Raw genomic sequence first — 19,066 nt, 5'->3', positions numbered from 1 at the left:
AGCGTTTCGCGATAAAATAAATCTTAATGTTCGCTATTCTGTCCGGATAAGCGAAGCAAAATCTGCGCGATGCGCCAAAGTCTCGGATCTTATGTGAGTAAGAAATTGGTCTATGCTGGATAGCAGTAATCCATCGCAATCAGTATTAGAATTGTCTGTTTTTGGGAGGTGGGTGTAGAAAAGAAGAAATCGTGCGTGTTTCCGCACGCAGGACCTTGGAAATCGATGGACGTTCCTGGCTCGACGAGGAGGCAAGTGCGGGAGAGGGTTTGTGCGAATGCGCTGGAGCCCGAGTGAAACCTTCTCGAAGCGCCAGCTCTTCGAACGGCCCGACCCTCGGGACAGGCGAAGCTTCGACGGCGGATCGCAACACTTGGTTTACCATTCCGGCACAGGATTGAATTCGTGCCGGCCTGACGCCGCCGGCCGCGATCGGCTGCCCTGCCCGGGCGCCGTGAGGCCCCGGAGAGTGCTGATCCCATGATGTCCCGAGCGGAACGCACGCCCTTGACGGACTGGTGGTGGACCGTCGACCGCGGCCTCCTCGCCGGCCTCGGCGCGCTCATGGTGGCGGGCTTGGTCTTCCTCATGGGCGGCGGGCCGCCCGTGGCCGAGAAGATCGGCCTGCCGACCTTCCACTTCCTCAATCGGCAGGCGCTCTATCTTGCGCCCACCATCCTCATCATCGTCGGCGTGTCGTTCCTGTCCCTGCGCCACATCCGCCGCGTCGCGCTCTTCACCTGGATGATGGGCGTCGCGCTCTGCATCCTGGCGAGCAAGTTCGGCCCGGAGATCAAGGGCGCGCACCGCTGGATCCAGTTCGGTGCCATCGGCATCCAGCCGTCGGAATTCGTCAAGCCCGCCTTCGTGGTGGTGGCGGCCTGGGCCTTCTCGGAGGGCGCGCAACGACGCGACATGCCGGGCGGCCTGCTGGCGATCCTGCTCCTGCCCATCACCATCGTGCCGCTCGTGCTCCAGCCCGATTTTGGCCAGACCATGCTCATCACCATCGTGTGGTGCGCCCTGTTCTTCGTGGCCGGCCTGCACTGGTTCTGGGTGGCGGGCCTCGGCGTCGGCGGCCTGATCGGCGTCGCCACCGCCTACCGCTTCCTGCACCACGTGCGCGAGCGCATCGACCGCTTCCTCGACAGCGATTCCGGCGACAACTTCCAGGGCTACTGGGCTCGACAATCGTTCAATTCCGGCGGCTGGTTCGGCACCGGCCCGGGGGAGGGCGTCGCCAAGCGCCACCTGCCCGACGCCCACACCGACTTCATCTTCTCGGTGACGGGTGAGGAGTTCGGCACCATCGTGTGCCTCGGCCTCGTCCTGCTCTTCGCCTACATCGTCATGCGGGGCCTGAAGCTGGCCCGGCGCACCGACGACACCTTTTCGCGGTTGGCGATCACGGGTCTCACCACGTTGTTCGGGCTGCAGGCTTGCATCAACATGGCGGTGAACGTCCGCCTGATGCCCGCCAAGGGCATGACCCTGCCGTTCGTCTCCTACGGCGGCTCCTCGCTGATCTCGCTCGCCCTCGGCATGGGCTTCCTCGTGGCCTTGACCCGCAAGCGCCCCCGGACCACCACCCTGAGCCAGAAGCCGCCGGGCACCGCCCCGGCGACGATAGCCGGAGTGATGCGTTGACCGTTGCCACCGCCACGATCCTGCTCTGTGCCGGGGGCACCGGCGGGCATCTGTTTCCCGCCGAGAGCCTGGCCCACGCCCTGCGCGCCCGCGGCGTGCGGGTGGCGCTGGCCACCGATGCCCGGGTGGATTCGATCGCCACTGGCTTCCCGGCCTCCGAGATCGTCACCATCGCCTCCGCCACGCCCTCGGGGCGCTCCCTGATCAAGCGCGGCACCGCGCTCCTCACCCTCGGGCGCGGCTTCGGCGTCGCCGCGCGGGAGATCCGACGCATCAACCCGGCCGCCATCGTGGGCTTCGGCGGATATCCCACGGTGCCGCCGATGCTGGCGGGACAGATCCTGCAGGTCCCCACCATCCTGCACGAGCAGAACGCCGTGATGGGCCGGGCCAACGCCTTCCTGGCGCGCGGCGCCCGTGCCATCGCCACCGGGTTTCGCGACGTGCGCGGCGTGCCGGTCAAGGCCCTCGCGCCCCGGACCCATACGGGCAACCCGTTGCGCCCGGCGGTGCTCGAGGCCGCGAAAATCCCTTATCCGCCGGTCGGTCCGGGTGATCCGCTGCATCTCCTGGTCTTCGGCGGCAGCCAGGGCGCCCGGGTGATGGGCGAGGTCGTGCCCGCCGCCATCGCCAACCTGCCCGCCGATCTGCGCGCCCGGCTCCATCTCGTGCAGCAGGTGCGGGCCGAGGACCTGACGCAGGTCCAGAACCTCTATCTCGGCCTGGGCCTCGCCGGCTTCGAGGCCGCCCCCTTCTTCAAGGATTTGCCGGCCCGGATGGCGGCGGCGCACCTCGTCATCGGTCGCTCCGGGGCTTCCACGGTCTCGGAACTCGCCGCCATCGGGCGGCCCGCCATCCTGGTGCCGCTCCCCGGCGCCCTTGATCAGGATCAGGCGGCCAACGCCGCGACGCTCGCCGCCATCGGCGCCGCGCAGGCGATCGCGCAATCCGCCTTCACGGCGGATCGCCTCACGGCGGAGCTGGTCGACCTCTTCACCAATCCCGGAAAATTGACCGCGGCGGCCTCAGCCGCCAAAAGCGCCGGAATTCACGACGCGGCCGAGCGGCTCGCCGACATCGTCATCGCGACGGCGGCCCGCACCTGACGGCGTCCGCCGATTGACCCCGTTCGGGCCGGTTCGTCCGGACCCCCGACGCCCCTGAGACTGGTCCTTCCCATGAAGCTGCCCGACAAGCTCGGTCCCATCCACTTCATCGGCATCGGCGGCATCGGCATGTCCGGCATCGCCGAGGTGATGCATAATCTCGGCTACACCGTGCAGGGGTCGGACGCCAACGACAACGCCAATGTCCGCCGGCTCTCCGACAAGGGCATGCGCACCTTCATCGGTCACGAGGCCGGCAACGTCGAGGACGCCGCCCTGGTGGTGGTCTCGACCGCGATCCGCCGGGACAATCCCGAGCTCGTCGCCGCCCGCGAGCGCCGCCTGCCGGTGGTGCGCCGGGCCGAGATGCTGGCCGAGCTGATGCGCTTCAAGTCCTGCGTCGCCATCGCGGGCACCCACGGCAAGACCACGACGACCTCCCTGGTCGCCACCCTGCTGGACGCCGGCAACCTCGACCCCACCGTGATCAACGGCGGCATCATCAACGCCTACGGCACCAACGCCCGCATGGGCGAGGGCGAGTGGATGGTGGTGGAGGCCGACGAATCCGACGGCACCTTCCTGAAGCTGCCGGCCGACGTCGCCATCGTCACCAACATCGACCCCGAGCACCTCGACCATTTCGGCTCGTTCGACGCGGTCAAGGACGCCTTCCGGCGCTTCATCGACAACATCCCGTTCTACGGTTTTGCCGTCATGTGCATCGACCACCCGATCGTGCAGGACCTCGTCGGCCACATCGAGGACCGTCGCATCATCACCTACGGCGAGAATCCGCAGGCCGACGTCCGCCTCATCGACGTGGACCTGCGCGGTGGCCAGAGCCGCTTCCGCGTCATGATCCGCGACCGCCGCCCCGGCTTCCGCCTGGAGATGGAGGACCTCGTCCTGCCGATGCCGGGCAAGCACAACGCCCTGAACGCCACCGCGGCCCTCGCCGTCGCGCACGAGCTCGGCGTCGAGCCCGAGGCGATCCGCAAGGCGCTGGCCGGCTTCGGCGGGGTCAAGCGCCGCTTCACCCGCACCGGCGAGTGGAACGGGGCCCTGATCTTCGACGATTACGGGCACCATCCGGTGGAAATCAAGGCGGTGCTCAAGGCCGCCCGCGCCTCCACCGAGAGCAACGTCATCGCCATCGTGCAGCCGCACCGCTACACCCGCCTCGCCTCGCTGTTCGACGATTTCTGCACCTGCTTCAACGATGCCGATACGGTCATCGTCGCCCCGGTTTACGCGGCGGGCGAGGCGCCGATCGAGGGCATGGACCGCGACGGCCTCGTCTCGGGCCTCAAGTCCCGCGGCCACCGCGACGCCATCGCGCTCCAGCGTTCGGAAGACCTCGCCGGCATCGTCGCCGGCCGCGCCAAGCCGGGCGACTACGTGGTCTGTCTCGGGGCCGGCAACATCACCCAATGGGCCTATGCGCTCCCGGGCGAACTCGCGGCTCTGGATGGTGTGAAGGCGTGAGACGCCGATGCGCGCTGCCTCGAAGGCGTGCACGCGCTTCCGCCGGATCTTGCGGGCCAACGAAACTGAGGCCGAACGGCGTCTCCGGTCGCACGTGAGGGATCGGCGCCTTGCTGGTTTCGAGTTCGTTCGGCAGGCGCAGATCGGTCCCCACATGGCCGACTTCGGCTGTCGCGAAGCGCGGCTCATCGTCGAGGCGGATGGTAGCCAGCACGCTGCGAACACGCACGATCAGGCCCGAGATGCCTGGTTGATAGCGCGCGGCTATCGTATCCCAAGCTTCTGGAATTCCGACATCATGCATCAAACCGATTGCATCACCGCGACGATCCTCGCGGCCCTCCCAGCCTCTCCCTGCTTGCGGGGAGAGGACGCCGAACCTCTCGCCGCGTTCGGCGTGAGCCCGAAGGGCGGAGGTGAGGGGGCGTTTCTCAGGGACGCACAGCCCCTGTCCCCGATGTCCCCTCACCCACGCTCCGCGCGCTTCGCCCCCAACAAAGGGAGAGGGGAGGTGCTCGCATGACCGCCTTCCCGGACATCACGCCCGACATCCGTGCCCGGGCGCCCGGCCTGCGGGGGCGGCTGATCGCCAACCAGCCGCTCTCGGACCTGACCTGGTTCCGGGTCGGCGGTCCTGCCCAGGTGCTGTTCACCCCGGCCGATGCGGAGGACCTCGGCGTTCTGCTCGGCGCCCTCGACCCCGAGACCCCCGTCACCGTGATCGGCCTCGGCTCGAACCTCATCGTGCGGGACGGCGGCGTGCCCGGCGTGGTGATCCGGCTCGGCGGCAAGGCCTTCGGCACGGTGGCGATCGACGGCGAGACCCTGCGGGTCGGCACCGCGGTGCCGGACATGCGCCTCGCCAAGACGGCGGCCGAGGCCGGGCTCGACGGGCTCGCGTTCTTCCGCGGCATTCCCGGCTCGGTCGGCGGCGCCCTGCGCATGAACGCCGGCGCCCATGGCGGCGAGACCACCGACGTGCTGGTCGAAGCGCACGGCGTCGACCGCCAGGGCAACCCGCGCCGCTTCAGCCACGCCGAGATGGGCTTCGCCTACCGGCACAGCGGCGCCCCCGCCGACGTGATCTTCACCCAGGCGTTCTTCCGGGGCCGTCCGGGCGACCGCGCGGCCATCGAGGCCGAGATGGAGCGGGTGACGGCGGCGCGCGAGGCGGCCCAGCCGATCCGCGAGCGCACCGGCGGCTCGACCTTCAAGAACCCGCCCGGCGGCAAAGCCTGGCAACTCGTCGACGCGGCCGGCTGCCGTGGCCTCACGGTCGGCGGTGCGCAGGTCTCGGAGATGCACTGCAACTTCCTGATCAACCGCGACAACGCCACGGCCGCCGATATCGAGACCCTCGGCGAGGAGGTCCGCCGGCGGGTGCGCGAGACCTCCGGCATCGAGCTGCACTGGGAGATCAAGCGCATCGGCCGGTCGACACCCGCGGAGTAAGGCGGTAAGACGTAAGTTTTCTGCTGGAGAGTGGCCGATGACCGGTCGGGATGTTCTGACGACCTATTCGAAGGTCTCCGTGAAGAGCCAGACGGTGCTCCCGGCCGAGGTCCGCGAACGCCTCGGCATCGGCCCGGGTGACCGTCTTCGCTACGTGATCACGCCGGACGGTATCCGCATCGAAAAGGCGCGTCCCGAGGGCGAAGATCCCTTCGTGACCTTCACGGAATGGGCTGGGGCCGCCGACGAAGAAGCCTATGGCAGTCTCTAGGGACCCGATCGGAGGCATGCTTGCCGCAGGCGCCGTCGTGGTCGTCCCGTTTCCTTATTCCGACCGTCTCGCCGAGAAGCGTCGCCCGGCCGTCGTGGTCTCGGGACCGGCCGTCGCCGAGACGGGATTCGTCTGGATCGCCATGATCACCAGTGCGAACAACCCCGCCATGCGGGGCGATCAGGCCATCGACGATCTTGCCGCTGCCGGGCTCGATGCGCCTTCGGTCGTCAGACCCGTCAAGCTGGCCTGCATCGAACCGGCACGTATCCTCAAGCGCATCGGGACATTGCCGCCGGTGGTGGCCGGCGCCGTTTTCGATGCGATCCACGACAGGATCGGCCCCGGACGGCCGGCGTGATGCCGCAATCCATGTCTGCGCAAATCTCAGGAGTCCCCATGTCCAAGCACGTCGCCGTCCTCATGGGCGGGTGGTCCTCCGAGCGGCCGGTCTCGCTGAATTCGGGCCAGGCCTGCGCCGACGCCCTCGAAGGTCAGGGCTTTCGCGTCACCCGCGTCGACGTCCAGCCCGACATCGCCACGGTGCTGACCGCCCTGCGGCCCGACGTGGCCTTCAACGCGCTGCACGGACCGGCGGGCGAGGACGGCACGATTCAGGGCCTGCTCGAACTCCTGCGCATCCCCTACACCCATTCCGGCGTACTCGCCTCGGCGCTGGCGATGCATAAGGAACGTGCCAAAGTGATCATGCGGGCGGCCGGAGTCAGCGTTCCGGAGGGCCGCGTCGTTAACCGTCATGAGGCCGCCAAGTCACACGTGCTGACGCCGCCCTACGTGCTCAAGCCGGTGGCCGAGGGCTCCTCCATGGGGGTCATCATCGTGCGCGACGGGCGCACCCATCCGCCCCAGGAAGTGGGCCGGGCCGATTGGGGCTATGGCGATGAAATCCTTGCGGAAACCTATGTCGCCGGGCGCGAGCTGACCTGCGCCGTGATGGGGGACAAGGCCCTCGGGGTGATCGAAATCAAGCCGGCTTCCGGGGAGTGGTACGACTTCGATGCGAAGTACGCCGAGGGGGGGTCGATCCACGTCCTCCCGGCAGAAATTAAACCAAATCTTTACCAGCGTGTCCAAGAGTTGTCGTTAACGGCGCATCAAGCACTCGGGTGCCGGGGCATCAGCCGTGCGGACCTTCGTTACGACGACACACCGGGTGGAACCGGTGCCCTCGTCGTCCTGGAGGTCAACACGCAACCCGGCATGACGAAGACGAGCTTGGTCCCGGAGATGGCAGCCCATGCGGGCTATGGTTTCGGTGAGCTCGTCCAATGGATGGTGGAGGACGCAACGTTGGGCCGGTAGGGGCCGAAGGTCCGCTCGGCGGTCCTGGCCCGCTGGGTCAAGGCTCGCTGAGTCAGGGCTCGCTGGGTCACGGCTCGCTGGGGCCCGCCGCCGGCACGGTCGCCTCCGTCCGCGGGGCGCTCGCCGCCCGCCTGCGCCGCTTCACGCCCCCCGGCCGCCGCCCCCGCCTCGCGCTTCCGATCGAGCGCCGGGTTCCGCGCCACCTCGGCACGGCGGCGATGTCCGTTTCCTTCGCGGCCCTCGCCCTCGCCAGCTTCGTCGGCACCGGCGCCTACGACCGATTCGTGGCCGAGAACGGCCGTCCCCTCGACGTTCTGGCGCGCCTCGCCGGCTTCGGCGTCGAGCGCGTCACTATCTCGGGCATCGCCCGGCTCTATGAGCGCGAGGTGCTGCAGGCCGCCGGCATCGACGGCCACTCCTCCGTGGTGTTCCTCGACGTGGCCGAGGCCCGCGAGCGCCTGCTGGCGGTGCCGCTGATCGCCAGCGCCTCCGTGCGCAAGGTCTATCCGAACGAGATCGTCATCACCCAGGTGGAGCGTGAGCCCGCCGCCCTGTGGCAGCGCAACGGCGAGATCGCCGTGATCGCGGCCGACGGCACGGTGATCGACCAGATGCGCGACGACCGCTACGCCGCCCTGCCGCTGGTGGTCGGCGACGACGCCAACTTCAAGCTCAAGGACTACCTCGCCCTGATCGAGGCGGCCGGCTCGCTCGCGGAGCGCGTCAAGGCCGGGACCTACGTGTCCGGCCGGCGCTGGACCCTGAAACTCGACGGCGTCGACATCCGCCTGCCCGAGACCGGGGCGACCGAAGCGCTGGCCCGGTTGGTCAAGCTCGAGCGCGACAATCGCCTGCTCGAGAAGGACATCATCGCGGTGGACCTGCGCATGCCCGACCGGATCGTGGTGCGCCTCACCGAAGAGGCCGCCGCGGCCCGCGCCGAATCCCAGAAGAAGTCCAAGACCAAGGGGACCAGCACATGAGCCGCACGATCCGTCCGGCGCATCCCGCGTCCCGCCCCCGCCACACCCGTTCCGCCCGGTAGCCCGATGCACGACCCGCACGGCCTCACCCCACGCCTGAAGCCTCTCTCCGCCCGGCGCAGCACCACCCTCTCGGTGCTCGACATCGGAACGAGCAAGGTCGTCTGCCTCATCGCCGAGCTTCAGCCGGCCGAGGCCCTCACCACCCTGCGCGGACGCACCCATTTCGCCCGCGTCATCGGCATCGGCCACCAGCGTTCGCAGGGGCTCAAGGGCGGCGTCATCGTCGACCTCGAGGCCGCCGAGAGCGCGATCCGCCAGGCGGTCCACGCCGCCGAGCGGATGGCCAAGGTCGAGGTGCAGTCGGTCATCGTCAACATGTCCGGCGGCCGCATCGGCTCGCAGCACTTCGAGGCCCGCGTCGGCACCCGCACCGGCACCGTCACGGGCTCCGACGTGGAGCGCGTGCTGGAGACCGCCTCCGCCCACGGCGTCAGCCCCGGCCGGGCCGTGCTCCACGCCCTGCCCACCGGCTACGCCATCGACGGCCAGGGCACGGTCATCGATCCGTCGGGCATGATGGGCGATGCCCTCGGAGTCGACCTTCACGTGGTCACCGGCGAGGCGGCGGCCGCCCGCAATCTCATGCTCGCGGTCGAGCATTGCCACCTCGGCGTCGAGGCGGTGATCGCCACGCCCTACGCCGCCGGGCTCTCGGCCCTGGTCGACGACGAGGCCGAAATGGGCGTCGCCGTGGTCGACATGGGCGGGGGCACCACCAGCGTCGGCGTGTTCTCCGGCGGCCATCTCGTCCACGTCGATGCGGTCGCGGTCGGCGGCCATCACGTCACCATGGACATCGCCCGCGGCCTCTCCACCCGGGTCGCCGCGGCCGAGCGCCTCAAGACTCTGTACGGCTCGGCCATCGCCACCGCCTCCGACGAGCGCGACATGATCGCGGTCCACGGGGTCGGCGAGGACGAGGGCGACGCCCCCACCCATGTGCCGCGCTCGCAGCTCGTGCGGATCATCCGCCCGCGCGTCGAGGAGGTGGTGGAGCTGGTGCGCGACCGCCTCCGGGCCGCCGGCTTCTCGGCCCAGGCCGGGCGCCGGGTGGTGCTGACGGGCGGCGCCAGTCAGCTCGTGGGTCTGCCCGAGGTGGCCCGCCGGGTCATGGAAGGCCAGGTCCGCATCGGCCGCCCCCTGGGCATCCGGGGTCTGCCGGAAGCCGCCAAGGGCCCCGCCTTCTCGGCGGCGGTGGGCCTGCTGGTCTACCCGCAGGTGGCGCATGCGGAACATTTCGAGCCGCGGGGCCATGGCGCCTTCGCCGGCACGGGAACGGACGGCTACCTCTCGCGCGTCGGACGCTGGATCCGCGAGAGTTTCTGAGAACGACCGCCGTCGCGCCCCAAACCCCGGGTATCGGGGTGGGTGCGAACGGCCAGACGAGAATCGGCGCCTCCCTCAACCGAGGCGTCAAATGAAACGTGAAAGGCACGAGAGGCTCGACACCATGGCCATCAGTCTGCAGGCGCCGGATATCCGTGAACTCAAGCCCCGCATCACCGTCTTCGGTGTCGGCGGAGCCGGCGGCAACGCCGTCAACAACATGATCGAATCCGGCCTTCTCGGCTGCGAGTTCGTGGTCGCCAACACCGACGCCCAGGCGCTCACCTCCTCGAAGGCCGAGCGCGTGATCCAGATGGGTCTCGGCGTCACCCAGGGGCTCGGCGCCGGTTCGCACCCCGAGGTCGGCTCGGCGGCGGCCGATGAGGTCATCGACGAGATCCGGGACCAGCTCTCGGGCGCCCACATGTGCTTCATCACCGCCGGCATGGGCGGCGGCACCGGCACCGGTGCGGCCCCCGTCATCGCCCGCGCCGCCCGCGACATGGGCATTCTCACCGTCGGCGTCGTGACCAAGCCGTTCCAGTTCGAGGGCGTGCGCCGCATGCGTACCGCCGAGGCCGGCATCCAGGAGCTGCAGGCCGCCGTCGACACCCTGATCGTCATCCCAAACCAGAATCTGTTCCGGGTCGCCAACGAGAAGACCACCTTCGCCGACGCCTTCGCGATGGCCGACCAGGTGCTCTATTCCGGCGTCGCCTGCATCACCGACCTGATGGTCAAGGAAGGCTTGATCAACCTCGACTTCGCCGACGTCCGCGCCATCATGCGCGGCATGGGCAAGGCCATGATGGGCACCGGCGAGGCCTCGGGCGAGAACCGCGCCAATCGCGCCGCGGAAGCCGCAATCGCCAACCCGCTCCTCGACGACGTCTCGATGAAGGGCGCGCGCGGCCTGCTGATCTCGATCACCGGCGGCAACGACCTCACCCTCTACGAGCTCGACGAGGCTGCCACCCGCATCCGCGAGGAAGTGGATTCGGACGCCAACATCATCCTGGGCGCGACCTTCGACGAGAGCCTCGACGGCATCATCCGGGTCTCGGTGGTCGCCACCGGCATCGAGCCGGCGCTGATCGCCGCCAACTCCCAGAACAACCCCGACATCGTGCAGACCGAGCAGCGCATCGCCGAAGTCGCCGAGCGCCTGCGTGCGGAAGCGAGGGCGCGGGCCGCACAGCCCGCGCCGACCTTTCGCCCCGCCGGACAGGACGGTTCCGTAGCGGCTCCGTCCGCCCCGTCGGCCGCTCCGGCTCCGGTTCAGGCCATTCCGGCCCAGGCCCCGGTGCAGCAGACCCTCCGTGCGCCCGAGCCGGTGGCCCTCGCCCCCGAGCCGATGCGGGTGGAGCTGCCCCAGGCTCCGGTGATGCGTGACGAGGTGATGCTGACCCAGACGCAGCCCCGCGCCGCCATGGCCTACGAGCCCGCGCCGCTGCCGGCGCCCGAGCCGGTCCTGCAGCATGCCGCCGGCCCGTTCGTGCCGCCGCGCCCGGCGGTGGCGGTCGCCCGCGCGCCGCGCATGCCGCAGATCCAGGACCTGCCGCTGCCGGCCCAGGCCCAGCTGCGGGCCCGCGAGGAGCAGCCGGCGGCCGAGCCGGCCGGCGACTCCAAGCGCATGACCCTGCTGCGGCGTCTCGCGACGGTCGGCTTCGGTGGACGCCGCGAGGAGACCGAGGCCGCGCCGGCCCCGCAGATGCGGGCGCCCGCCGCTCCGGCTCCCCAGGCGGCCGCTCCGGCCGAGTATCCCAAGCGCGCCCCCGTCCAGGCTCCGCCGGCCTACCGTCCGGCTCAGGGCAACCTCGATCCGCAGGGTCGCGTCGCGCCCCAGTCCCGGATGATGGACGACGATCAGCTCGAAATCCCGGCCTTCCTGCGCCGCCAGGCCAACTGAGACGGGGGCCGACCGGCCCTCTACCCGCCGGCTGAGATATTTCAGCCACAGGCCCGGAGCCTCACAGCTCCGGGCTATGCTTGTTGTTAACCTACTGTGCCAAAATGGGTTTCTGATTCGCTGTCGGAAACCGGGACTGTAACAGAGCGTAAGAATCCGTGATTTGGCCTGCCTTTGAGGCGCGGCTATACGAATTTTGGAACGAAAAGGCGCGGCGGTTTCGGCCGTCAAGCGCCGGCAGGGGCTTCAAGCAGCGGACGGATCGACAAGGGCGAAAAGCGCATCTCAACGGGATGGGCGCGCCTGATCACGGCCGAGGGCTATGGAATGCGAACGAACCAACAGACAACTCTCAAAGCCCCCGCGACCCTGAGCGGCATCGGCGTCCACTCCGGGAACCCGGTCGAGATCACGCTGCATCCAGCGCCCGCCAATCACGGAATCGCCTTCCTCCGCACCGGAATGGCCACCGGCAACGACCGGCTCATCAAGGCCCACCACGCCTGCGTCTCCGCCACCGAGCTCTGCACCGTGATCGGCGACGTCGAGAGCGGCGCCGTCGCCACCATCGAGCACCTGATGTCGGCGCTCTACGGACTCGGGATCGACAACGTTCTGGTCGAGATCGACGGCCCCGAGATGCCCATTCTCGACGGCAGCGCGCGTCCCTACGTCGAGGCCATCGACGCCGTCGGCATCGGTCCCTGCGGCGCCCCCCGTCGCTGGATCAAGGTCCTCCGCTCCGTCCGCATCGAGGTCGGCCGCGCTTTCGCCGAACTCCGCCCCATCGACCGGGGCTTCCGCCTCGATGTCGAGATCGATTTCGAGAACCCGGTGATCGGCCGCAGCCGCAAGGCGATGGACCTGACCCCCGCCGCCTATCGCCGCGAGATCGCCGGCGCCCGGACCTTCGGCATGATGCGGGATGTGGAGCGCTACTGGAAGGCGGGCTTCGCCCTCGGCGCTTCCCTGGAGAACACCGTCGCGGTCGGGGAGACCGCCGTGGTCAACCCCGAGGGCCTGCGCTACGCCGACGAGTTCGTCCGGCACAAGTTCCTCGACGCGGTCGGCGACCTGGCTCTGGCCGGCCTGCCGATCCAGGGCGGCTACCGCTCCTATTGCGGCGGCCATCGCATGAATGTCGGCATCCTCACCGCCCTGTTCTCCGATCGCGCCAACTACGCCATCGTCGAGGCGCCCGGCGCCCGCCGCGAGACCAGCCTGACCGAATTCGGAGCCAGCCTCGGCATGGCCGCCTTCGTCGGCGATCTGTAGCGCTACCGACACATCGGTCGTTTCTGTTAAGGGTTCAGCCCGCCCGCCGCTTTCACGCCCAAATCGCGCTTCACGGTGAAACGAGCGTGAAACGGGACGTCCGTCCGGTGTGCAGCGCACCCGGATCGTGGCATGAGGCCGTCAGCCACGCGACCGACCTTTAGTGATGGCGTTACGACGCGCGTCCGAAAACGGACCCGTCTGTTGGGGGAAGACCGGAATGCGCCTTACTCATCCCAACCGCGGTGCGATGGCGGCCGTGCTGGTGACCGTGATGGGCTTCGGGCTCGGCGGCTGCGACGCCCTCGATTCGATCAATCCCTTTGCCGAAAAGTACAAGCCCGAAGTCATCCCGGATGTTCCCGCCGACAAGCTCTACAGCGAGGGCTTGGCGCGGATGGAGGACAAGGACTACGAGGGCGCCTCGAAGAAGTTCGGTGAACTCGACAAGGCCTACAGCTACTCGGACTGGTCGCGCAAAGCGCTGCTGATGACCGCCTACTCGAATTATGAGGGCGCCAAGTACGACGACGCGATCAACGCGTCGAAGCGCTACCTTCAGCGCCATCCGGCTAGCAAGGACGCGGCCTACGCCCAGTACCTGATGGCGATGTCGCACTACAAGCAGATCCCCGACGTGACCCGCGACCAGGACCGCTCCGAGAAGGCGCTGGCCGGCCTGCAGGAGCTCGTCCAGAAGTATCCGACCTCGGAATACGCCGCCGACGCTAAGGCCAAGATCCAGATCACCCGCGACCAGCTCGCCGGCAAGGAGATGGAGGTCGGTCGCTTCTACCTGGAGCGCCGCAACTTCCCGGCCGCGATCAACCGGTTTCGCGACGTGGTCAGCAAGTACCAGACGACCCGGCACGCCGAGGAAGCCCTCGAGCGTCTGACCGAGGCCTACATGGCTCTCGGCCTGACTCAGGAGGCTCAGACCTCCGCCGCCGTGCTCGGGCATAACTTCCCCGACAGCCCCTGGTACAAGGACGCCCACGCGCTCCTGCAGAACGGGGGCCTGGAGCCGCGCGAGGAGAAGACCTCGTGGATCAGCAAGGTCTATCGCGGCGTCATCGGGCGCACCGCCGAGGCCCAGTAGGCCCGACGCCGTTCCGGCGCCCGTCCGGCGATCCGCGTGCCGCTTTGCCGCTCCCCGTGGGGGCGGCATCTTTTTGCGTGAAGCCGGCGGCACTTCGCCGTAAAGACAGCGCCAGCGTTCACAACGGGACCCCAGACGCGGCATGCTGAGCCAGCTCGCGATCCGCGACATCGTTCTCATCGACAAGCTCGTCCTGAATTTCCGCGAGGGCCTCAGCGTCCTCACCGGTGAAACGGGTGCGGGCAAGTCGATCCTGCTCGATGCCTTCGCGCTGGCCCTCGGCGGCCGCGGCGACGGCCGCCTCGTGCGTCATGGGGAAGGGCAGGGCGCCGTCACCGCGGTGTTCGACGTGCCCCTCGACCATCCGGCGCGCACGCTCGCGGCGCAGGCCGAGATCGACACCGAGGGCGACCTGATCCTGCGCCGCGTGCAGATGGCCGATGGGCGCACCCGGGCCTTCATCAACGACCAGGCGGTGGGCGTGCAGGTCCTGCGGGCCATCGGCGCCGCCCTGGTGGAGATCCACGGACAGCACGACGACAGGGCCCTCGCCGATCCCACCACCCACCGGGCCATCCTCGATGCGTTCGGGGGCCTGCAGGGGCCTCTGACCCAGGTCGGCGAGGCGGCCCGGCGGGTGAAGGCTGCCCGCAGCGCTCTGGCCGAGCACCGCGCCCGCGTCGAGGCCGCCGCCAAAGAATCCGATTTCCTCCGGCACGCCGTGGCGGAACTGGAGACGCTGGCCCCGGAGCCGGACGAGGAGACGACGCTGGCCGAGCGCCGCACGGTGATGCAGCAGAGCGAGAAGGTCGCCCGCGAACTGAACGAGGCGATCGAAGCCTCGGGCGGCGGCATCGTCTCCCACCTGTCCTCGGCCCTGCGCAAGCTGGAGCGACGGGCGTCGCAGCTGCCGGCCCTGGTCGAGCCCTGCGTCGCCGCCCTGGATGCGGCCCTGACCGCCCTCGACGAGGCCCACACGGTTCTCGACGCGGCTTTGCGCGAGGCGGAGTTCGATCCGCGCGAGCTGGAACGGGTGGAGGAGCGCCTGTTCGCGCTCCGTGCCGCCGGGCGCAAGTACCAGGTGCCGGTGGACGACCTCGCGGCTCTGCGCGAGCGCTACGCGGCCGATGTGGCGGCAATCGACGCCGGCGCCGAGGCCCTGGGTGGACTCGAGGGCACCCTCGCGGCAGCCGAGGCGGCCTACGCCAAGGCGGCCGCCAAGCTGACCGAAGGGCGCAAGCGCGCCGCCAAGGCTCTCGACGCGGCGGTCAAGGCCGAGCTGCCGCCGCTCAAGCTGGAGCGCGCCCGCTTCATCACCGAGATCGCCACCGATCCGGACTCGCGCGATCCCTCCGGCTATGACCGCGTGGAGTTCTGGGCCCAGACCAATCCGGGCACCCGGCCGGGACCGATGATGAAGGTCGCCTCGGGTGGCGAGCTTTCGCGCTTCATGCTCGCCCTCAAGGTGGTGCTGGCCGACAAGGGCTCGGCCCCGACCCTGATCTTCGACGAGATCGACACCGGCGTCGGCGGCGCCGTGGCCGATGCCATCGGCGCCCGGCTCGGGCGCCTCGCCACGCAGGTGCAGGTGGTGGCGGTGACGCATGCGCCGCAGGTCGCTGCCCGGGCGGAAACGCATTTCCTGATCGCCAAGGACCCGGTCAAGGGCAGCGACCGGGTCGCCACGCAGGTCTCGTCCCTGGAAGCCCCGGCCCGCCGTGAGGAGATCGCCCGCATGCTCGCCGGCGCCACCGTCACCGACGAGGCCCGGGCCGCCGCAGCCCGCCTGCTTCAGGCAGCCGAAGCCTGATGGCCAACGTCTGACCGCCAACGCCTCTCGCAGCTGGGCAACCCAGAGTTAACGTTTTCTTAACCATGTTCGGTGACACTCGCTAAACCACAAGTGCGCTCCGATTCGGCGCCGGCGTTGGATCGCTCGAACGAGGGACTGAGACGTTGGACCAGAGAGTAAGCGACGGCGACATGCGGGAGGACGGTATGAACGCCTGCCAGCCCAGCCTGACCGACGACACGCGTCATCGTCTCGGGACCGCGCTCCGTTCGATCTACGAGGAGACCTGCGACACGCAGCCGATTCCCGACAGCCAGATCGACCTTCTCCTGCGCCTTCGGCACAAGGAGCGCGACCGGCGTCGCTTCGACTGAGCGCGTCTACCAGCGTCGCGCGTTCGGCAGGCGCTTATATTCGGCGGCTCGGATCAGAGTCATGACCCGGTCCAGGCTGACCAGCAGGGACTGCTCGTCGGCCGTGGCCTGATCGATCGCATCCTGACCGGGGCCGAACTGCCGCTTCAGCTGAACCAGCGCCAATTGCCGCTCCAGTTCCTCGCGCTGCCCATGCAGGTCGAGGAAAGCGGCTTCGTCGGCATCGATCGTGCTCGTCGGCTCCGTCACGGCGCGTCACCTTCTTGCGCCGATCGGGAACCGGCGACGGGGATCAACGCACGAAGTCTCGAAACCGTGCCGTCTCGCGGGACTTTGCCGGCAGGGCTTTTGGCCCCTCTGCCTCGGCCCGCAAGGTGTCGGATCAGCGAAAGCCGCCCACGCGCCGGTCGCGCTTGCGCTCGGCCGCCGGCTGATAGGCGATCTGCGCGTGGGCGGTGCAATAGGGCAGGCCGGTGATCGCGCGATCGCCGCAATAGTGGAAGTCGGGCGAGGTCGGGTCGCCGATCGGCCAGCGGCACATCGACTCCCGCAGGTCCATGATCGTCACCCGACGGGTGATCGACAGGGACACCGGTGCCACCAGCGTCGGTGCGGCGGGCGCGCCTTCGAAGCGGGCAGGCGCGCCGTCCGTCTCGGCGACAACCGCGACGGGCATCTCCGCCTCCGGCTCCGTCTCACGGCCGATCTTGCGCGGCGCCACGCCGGGCGTCTCCGCCGACTTGACCCGGCCCGAGAGCCCGAGCCGGTGCACCTTGCCGATCACCGCATTGCGGGTGACGCTGCCGAGCTGCGTGGCGATCTGGCTGGCGCTCAGGCCGTCTTCCCACAGGCGACGCAGCAGCTCGACCCGCTCGTCTGACCAACCCGGGACCGTTTCCATCATCGCCCCCTCCGAAATCGTCCGCATCTGCCCCAGCGACTCGCAAAACGCCCCGAACCCCGGCCGATGGCACGGGCAGAAGGGCGATTCTCGGTGATGGGCAGCGGCCCCCCGGCCGTCGATGGAGGGGACCGTACAGGAGCCTGAGACGCGGAGGCAAGTGCGACGGCGACGGAGGTTCCATGCCCGGCGCACCTGTCCACCGCCAAAGGCCAAGCCTTTCGGGGCCAATGGCAGCAAGCCTTTCGCGGCCGGCGGCGGCAAGCCCTTCGGAGCCCCCGCGGCAGCACACATCTCGCGGCGCGCGGCAGGATGGGGTACAGCCCCGGCATCCCCCCGGCCTCACGCCTGCGGCGATGGTCCCCGTCCCGATCCGCCTCGCGGCGCCTTCCGTCCCGCGCGCGTCCCTTCTGCGAGTGCCCATGACTGCCCCTCCGCCCATGACTGCCTCCCCGTCCATGACTGCCTTGCCGCCCATCGCCGTCTTCGACCTCGACGGAACCCTGGCCGAGACCGCCGGCGATCTCATCGGCACGCTCAACGTCATCCTGCGGCGCGAGGGGCTTCAGGCGCTGCCCCTGGAGCAGGCCCGCGACATGATCGGCGCCGGTGCCAAGGCGCTGATCCAGCGCGGCTTCACCACGGCGGGCGAGCCCCTCACGACCGAGCGGCTGGAAGCGTTGTTCTCGGACTTCATCGCCCATTACGGCGACCACCTGTGCGAGCAGTCGCACCTGTTCCCCGGCGTGGTCGAGGCGCTCGACGCGCTCGACGCGCGCGGCTTCCTCCTGGCCGTCTGCACCAACAAGTACGAGGGGCAGGCCATCCGGCTGCTGCAACTCCTCGGCATCGCCGACCGCTTCGCCACCATCTGCGGCCGCGAGACCTTCCCCTATTTCAAGCCCGACCCGCGCCACATCACGATGACCATCGCGCAGGCCGGCGGCGATCCCGCCCGCGCCGTGATGGTGGGCGATTCCCGTGCCGACATCGACGCGGCCAAGGCCGCCGGCATTCCGGTGGTGGCGGTTCCGTTCGGCTACACGGACCGGCCGGTCACCGAACTCGGCCCCGACCGGGTCATCGCCCATTTCGACGACCTCGGCGCGGCGGTGGCGGCCCTCGTGCCAGCCGCCTGAACCTGGGCGAAAGCCGCTGCGACGGGCTGCGTCCCCGGCGCAACAAAAAAAGGCCGCCCCATGGGGCGGCCCTTCGGCATTCAGAACGGAGACGACGCGCTCAGTTGATGCGGTCGGCCAAGTTGGCCGAGTGGGCGTGCTCGCCGGCGATGTAGGGCAGCGCCTGGTTGGCGAACTCACGACCCTGGGCGTTGTCGCCGTTGCGGGCGTAGGAGGCGTAGAGGCCCAGGGTGCGGGCGTCCGACCGGGCCTGCTGGTCCACGTAGGTGCGGTCGAAGTCGCGTCCGGCGCGGGCCGACTTCAGGCGATCGATACGACCCTGACCTTCGGTGCCGATGGCGACGCGGCGACCCGGCTCGGAGGGGCTGTTGTCGATGAGGCCGACGCCGCCGAGGACGCCACCGACCACGCGCTGGGCGATGCCGGCCGAGATGGTGACGGGAGCGAGGATCACGCCGACCGGGTTGTCGAGGCGGGTCTCGAAGGGCTGGGAATCCGACACCACAGTGCCGCCAGCGGTCAGCGAGGTGCCCTCGGGCAGCAGCGCCTGAGTGGTGGCCTTGCGCTCGACGAGGACGTTGTGAGCGTACTGGCGCACGCGCGGGTTGCGCGACCGCTCGAGGGCGATGCGGCTCGACTCGATGCTGACGGCGTCCGAGCGAAGAGCTGCGGCGCGGAAGTCGGAGGTGTCGGTCACGGCCGGCTGGTTGCCGTCGAACTGCGGGGCGACGCGGAACGACAGGGGCTCCTGGGCCAGGGCCGGGGTGGCGAGGGCAGCGACCGACAGGCCGAGGGCGGCAAGGAAGGTTTTGGTCATGGCGGGTTCTCTTTCCGTGGCGCCCTTGGTGGCGCCGTTGGCGAACATCGTTTGCGGTGCGGCAACACCCGACGTCCGGAGCCGTTCCAACCCTGCGTCGC

The 19,066-nt window shown here is 69.4% G+C and carries 19 protein-coding genes; 16 read left to right on the top strand and 3 right to left on the bottom strand.

Annotated elements, in window-relative coordinates; genetic code table 11:
• Positions 1 to 480 precede the first annotated feature (480 nt).
• From ACV7NL_RS02595 to ACV7NL_RS02525, 15 genes are all read left to right on the top strand, one after another.
• The gene (locus tag ACV7NL_RS02595; protein WP_056181796.1) at positions 481 to 1,647 is read left to right on the top strand and encodes an FtsW/RodA/SpoVE family cell cycle protein; all 1,167 of its coding nucleotides are present in this window, start codon (positions 481 to 483) and stop codon (positions 1,645 to 1,647) included.
• Positions 1,644 to 2,753: an undecaprenyldiphospho-muramoylpentapeptide beta-N-acetylglucosaminyltransferase gene (murG, locus tag ACV7NL_RS02590; protein ID WP_247635846.1), complete on the top strand. Its 1,110-nt coding sequence runs from the start codon at positions 1,644 to 1,646 to the stop codon at positions 2,751 to 2,753. The genes ACV7NL_RS02595 and murG overlap by 4 nt, the downstream gene beginning before the upstream one ends.
• Positions 2,754 to 2,825: 72 nt before the next feature.
• Positions 2,826 to 4,241: a UDP-N-acetylmuramate--L-alanine ligase gene (gene murC / locus ACV7NL_RS02585; protein ID WP_056181790.1), complete on the top strand. Its 1,416-nt coding sequence runs from the start codon at positions 2,826 to 2,828 to the stop codon at positions 4,239 to 4,241.
• 7 nt (positions 4,242 to 4,248) lie between these two features.
• Positions 4,249 to 4,764, top strand: a complete 516-nt coding sequence (locus tag ACV7NL_RS02580; protein ID WP_463354830.1) for an endonuclease domain-containing protein — start codon at positions 4,249 to 4,251, stop codon at positions 4,762 to 4,764.
• Positions 4,761 to 5,693, top strand: a complete 933-nt coding sequence (murB, locus tag ACV7NL_RS02575; RefSeq protein ID WP_463354829.1) for a UDP-N-acetylmuramate dehydrogenase — start codon at positions 4,761 to 4,763, stop codon at positions 5,691 to 5,693. The genes ACV7NL_RS02580 and murB overlap by 4 nt, the downstream gene beginning before the upstream one ends.
• Positions 5,694 to 5,730: 37 nt before the next feature.
• Positions 5,731 to 5,964, top strand: a complete 234-nt coding sequence (locus ACV7NL_RS02570) for an AbrB/MazE/SpoVT family DNA-binding domain-containing protein (RefSeq protein WP_463354828.1) — start codon at positions 5,731 to 5,733, stop codon at positions 5,962 to 5,964.
• A gap of 16 nt (positions 5,965 to 5,980) precedes the next feature.
• Complete coding sequence (locus ACV7NL_RS02565; RefSeq protein WP_156633889.1) at positions 5,981 to 6,325, top strand: type II toxin-antitoxin system PemK/MazF family toxin; 345 nt, start codon at positions 5,981 to 5,983, stop codon at positions 6,323 to 6,325.
• A gap of 38 nt (positions 6,326 to 6,363) precedes the next feature.
• Positions 6,364 to 7,287, top strand: coding sequence for a D-alanine--D-alanine ligase (locus ACV7NL_RS02560; RefSeq protein WP_056181774.1), 924 nt, complete (start codon positions 6,364 to 6,366; stop codon positions 7,285 to 7,287).
• On the top strand, positions 7,254 to 8,270 hold the full coding sequence (locus tag ACV7NL_RS02555) for a cell division protein FtsQ/DivIB (protein ID WP_463354827.1): 1,017 nt from the start codon (positions 7,254 to 7,256) through the stop codon (positions 8,268 to 8,270). The genes ACV7NL_RS02560 and ACV7NL_RS02555 overlap by 34 nt, the downstream gene beginning before the upstream one ends.
• A gap of 66 nt (positions 8,271 to 8,336) precedes the next feature.
• Positions 8,337 to 9,659, top strand: a complete 1,323-nt coding sequence (gene ftsA, locus ACV7NL_RS02550; protein WP_056181771.1) for a cell division protein FtsA — start codon at positions 8,337 to 8,339, stop codon at positions 9,657 to 9,659.
• Positions 9,660 to 9,783: 124 nt separating this feature from the next.
• A complete protein-coding gene (gene ftsZ, locus ACV7NL_RS02545; RefSeq protein WP_463354826.1) occupies positions 9,784 to 11,568 on the top strand; it encodes a cell division protein FtsZ in 1,785 nt (594 codons plus the stop codon).
• Between the two features lie 327 nt (positions 11,569 to 11,895).
• On the top strand, positions 11,896 to 12,843 hold the full coding sequence (lpxC, locus tag ACV7NL_RS02540) for a UDP-3-O-acyl-N-acetylglucosamine deacetylase (protein ID WP_247635841.1): 948 nt from the start codon (positions 11,896 to 11,898) through the stop codon (positions 12,841 to 12,843).
• Positions 12,844 to 13,063: 220 nt separating this feature from the next.
• Positions 13,064 to 13,942 (top strand): outer membrane protein assembly factor BamD, encoded by an 879-nt coding sequence (locus ACV7NL_RS02535; RefSeq protein ID WP_056181763.1) that lies wholly within the window; start codon positions 13,064 to 13,066, stop codon positions 13,940 to 13,942.
• 142 nt (positions 13,943 to 14,084) lie between these two features.
• A complete protein-coding gene (gene recN, locus ACV7NL_RS02530; RefSeq protein ID WP_463354825.1) occupies positions 14,085 to 15,752 on the top strand; it encodes a DNA repair protein RecN in 1,668 nt (555 codons plus the stop codon).
• Positions 15,753 to 15,898: 146 nt separating this feature from the next.
• Entirely contained in the window at positions 15,899 to 16,108 is a 210-nt protein-coding gene (locus tag ACV7NL_RS02525; protein WP_244477027.1) for a hypothetical protein, read from the top strand.
• Positions 16,109 to 16,114: 6 nt separating this feature from the next.
• On the opposite strand, the gene ACV7NL_RS02520 is transcribed toward ACV7NL_RS02525, so the two are convergent.
• Together ACV7NL_RS02520 and ACV7NL_RS02515 are read right to left on the bottom strand one after the other, a co-directional pair.
• A complete protein-coding gene (locus ACV7NL_RS02520; RefSeq protein ID WP_056181753.1) occupies positions 16,115 to 16,357 on the bottom strand; it encodes a hypothetical protein in 243 nt (80 codons plus the stop codon).
• A gap of 133 nt (positions 16,358 to 16,490) precedes the next feature.
• The gene (locus ACV7NL_RS02515; protein WP_056486019.1) at positions 16,491 to 17,012 is read right to left on the bottom strand and encodes a GcrA family cell cycle regulator; all 522 of its coding nucleotides are present in this window, start codon (positions 17,010 to 17,012) and stop codon (positions 16,491 to 16,493) included.
• A 455-nt stretch (positions 17,013 to 17,467) separates the two neighbouring features.
• On the opposite strand from ACV7NL_RS02515, the gene ACV7NL_RS02510 reads away from it, so the two are divergent.
• Positions 17,468 to 18,148, top strand: coding sequence for an HAD family hydrolase (locus tag ACV7NL_RS02510; RefSeq protein WP_056485042.1), 681 nt, complete (start codon positions 17,468 to 17,470; stop codon positions 18,146 to 18,148).
• Between the two features lie 100 nt (positions 18,149 to 18,248).
• Here ACV7NL_RS02510 and ACV7NL_RS02505 read toward each other — a convergent pair whose 3' ends face one another.
• Entirely contained in the window at positions 18,249 to 18,965 is a 717-nt protein-coding gene (locus ACV7NL_RS02505) for a DUF4142 domain-containing protein (RefSeq protein ID WP_056486016.1), read from the bottom strand.
• Positions 18,966 to 19,066: the final 101 nt, after the last annotated feature.

The sequence above is a fragment of the Methylobacterium sp. Ger2507 genome (assembly GCF_055231875.1).
This window is presented reverse-complemented; position numbering and strand designations above follow the sequence as displayed.

Coding starts and splice junctions, on each gene's coding strand:
- ACV7NL_RS02595 (WP_056181796.1), top strand. CDS start 481: ATGATGTCCCGAGCGGAACGCACGCCCTTGACGGACTGGTGGTGGACC.
- murC (WP_056181790.1), top strand. CDS start 2,826: ATGAAGCTGCCCGACAAGCTCGGTCCCATCCACTTCATCGGCATCGGC.
- ACV7NL_RS02580 (WP_463354830.1), top strand. CDS start 4,249: ATGCGCGCTGCCTCGAAGGCGTGCACGCGCTTCCGCCGGATCTTGCGG.
- murB (WP_463354829.1), top strand. CDS start 4,761: ATGACCGCCTTCCCGGACATCACGCCCGACATCCGTGCCCGGGCGCCC.
- ACV7NL_RS02570 (WP_463354828.1), top strand. CDS start 5,731: ATGACCGGTCGGGATGTTCTGACGACCTATTCGAAGGTCTCCGTGAAG.
- ACV7NL_RS02565 (WP_156633889.1), top strand. CDS start 5,981: ATGCTTGCCGCAGGCGCCGTCGTGGTCGTCCCGTTTCCTTATTCCGAC.
- ACV7NL_RS02560 (WP_056181774.1), top strand. CDS start 6,364: ATGTCCAAGCACGTCGCCGTCCTCATGGGCGGGTGGTCCTCCGAGCGG.
- ACV7NL_RS02555 (WP_463354827.1), top strand. CDS start 7,254: ATGGATGGTGGAGGACGCAACGTTGGGCCGGTAGGGGCCGAAGGTCCG.
- ftsA (WP_056181771.1), top strand. CDS start 8,337: ATGCACGACCCGCACGGCCTCACCCCACGCCTGAAGCCTCTCTCCGCC.
- ftsZ (WP_463354826.1), top strand. CDS start 9,784: ATGGCCATCAGTCTGCAGGCGCCGGATATCCGTGAACTCAAGCCCCGC.
- lpxC (WP_247635841.1), top strand. CDS start 11,896: ATGCGAACGAACCAACAGACAACTCTCAAAGCCCCCGCGACCCTGAGC.
- ACV7NL_RS02535 (WP_056181763.1), top strand. CDS start 13,064: ATGCGCCTTACTCATCCCAACCGCGGTGCGATGGCGGCCGTGCTGGTG.
- recN (WP_463354825.1), top strand. CDS start 14,085: ATGCTGAGCCAGCTCGCGATCCGCGACATCGTTCTCATCGACAAGCTC.
- ACV7NL_RS02515 (WP_056486019.1), bottom strand. CDS start 17,012: ATGATGGAAACGGTCCCGGGTTGGTCAGACGAGCGGGTCGAGCTGCTG.
- ACV7NL_RS02510 (WP_056485042.1), top strand. CDS start 17,468: ATGACTGCCTTGCCGCCCATCGCCGTCTTCGACCTCGACGGAACCCTG.
- ACV7NL_RS02505 (WP_056486016.1), bottom strand. CDS start 18,965: ATGACCAAAACCTTCCTTGCCGCCCTCGGCCTGTCGGTCGCTGCCCTC.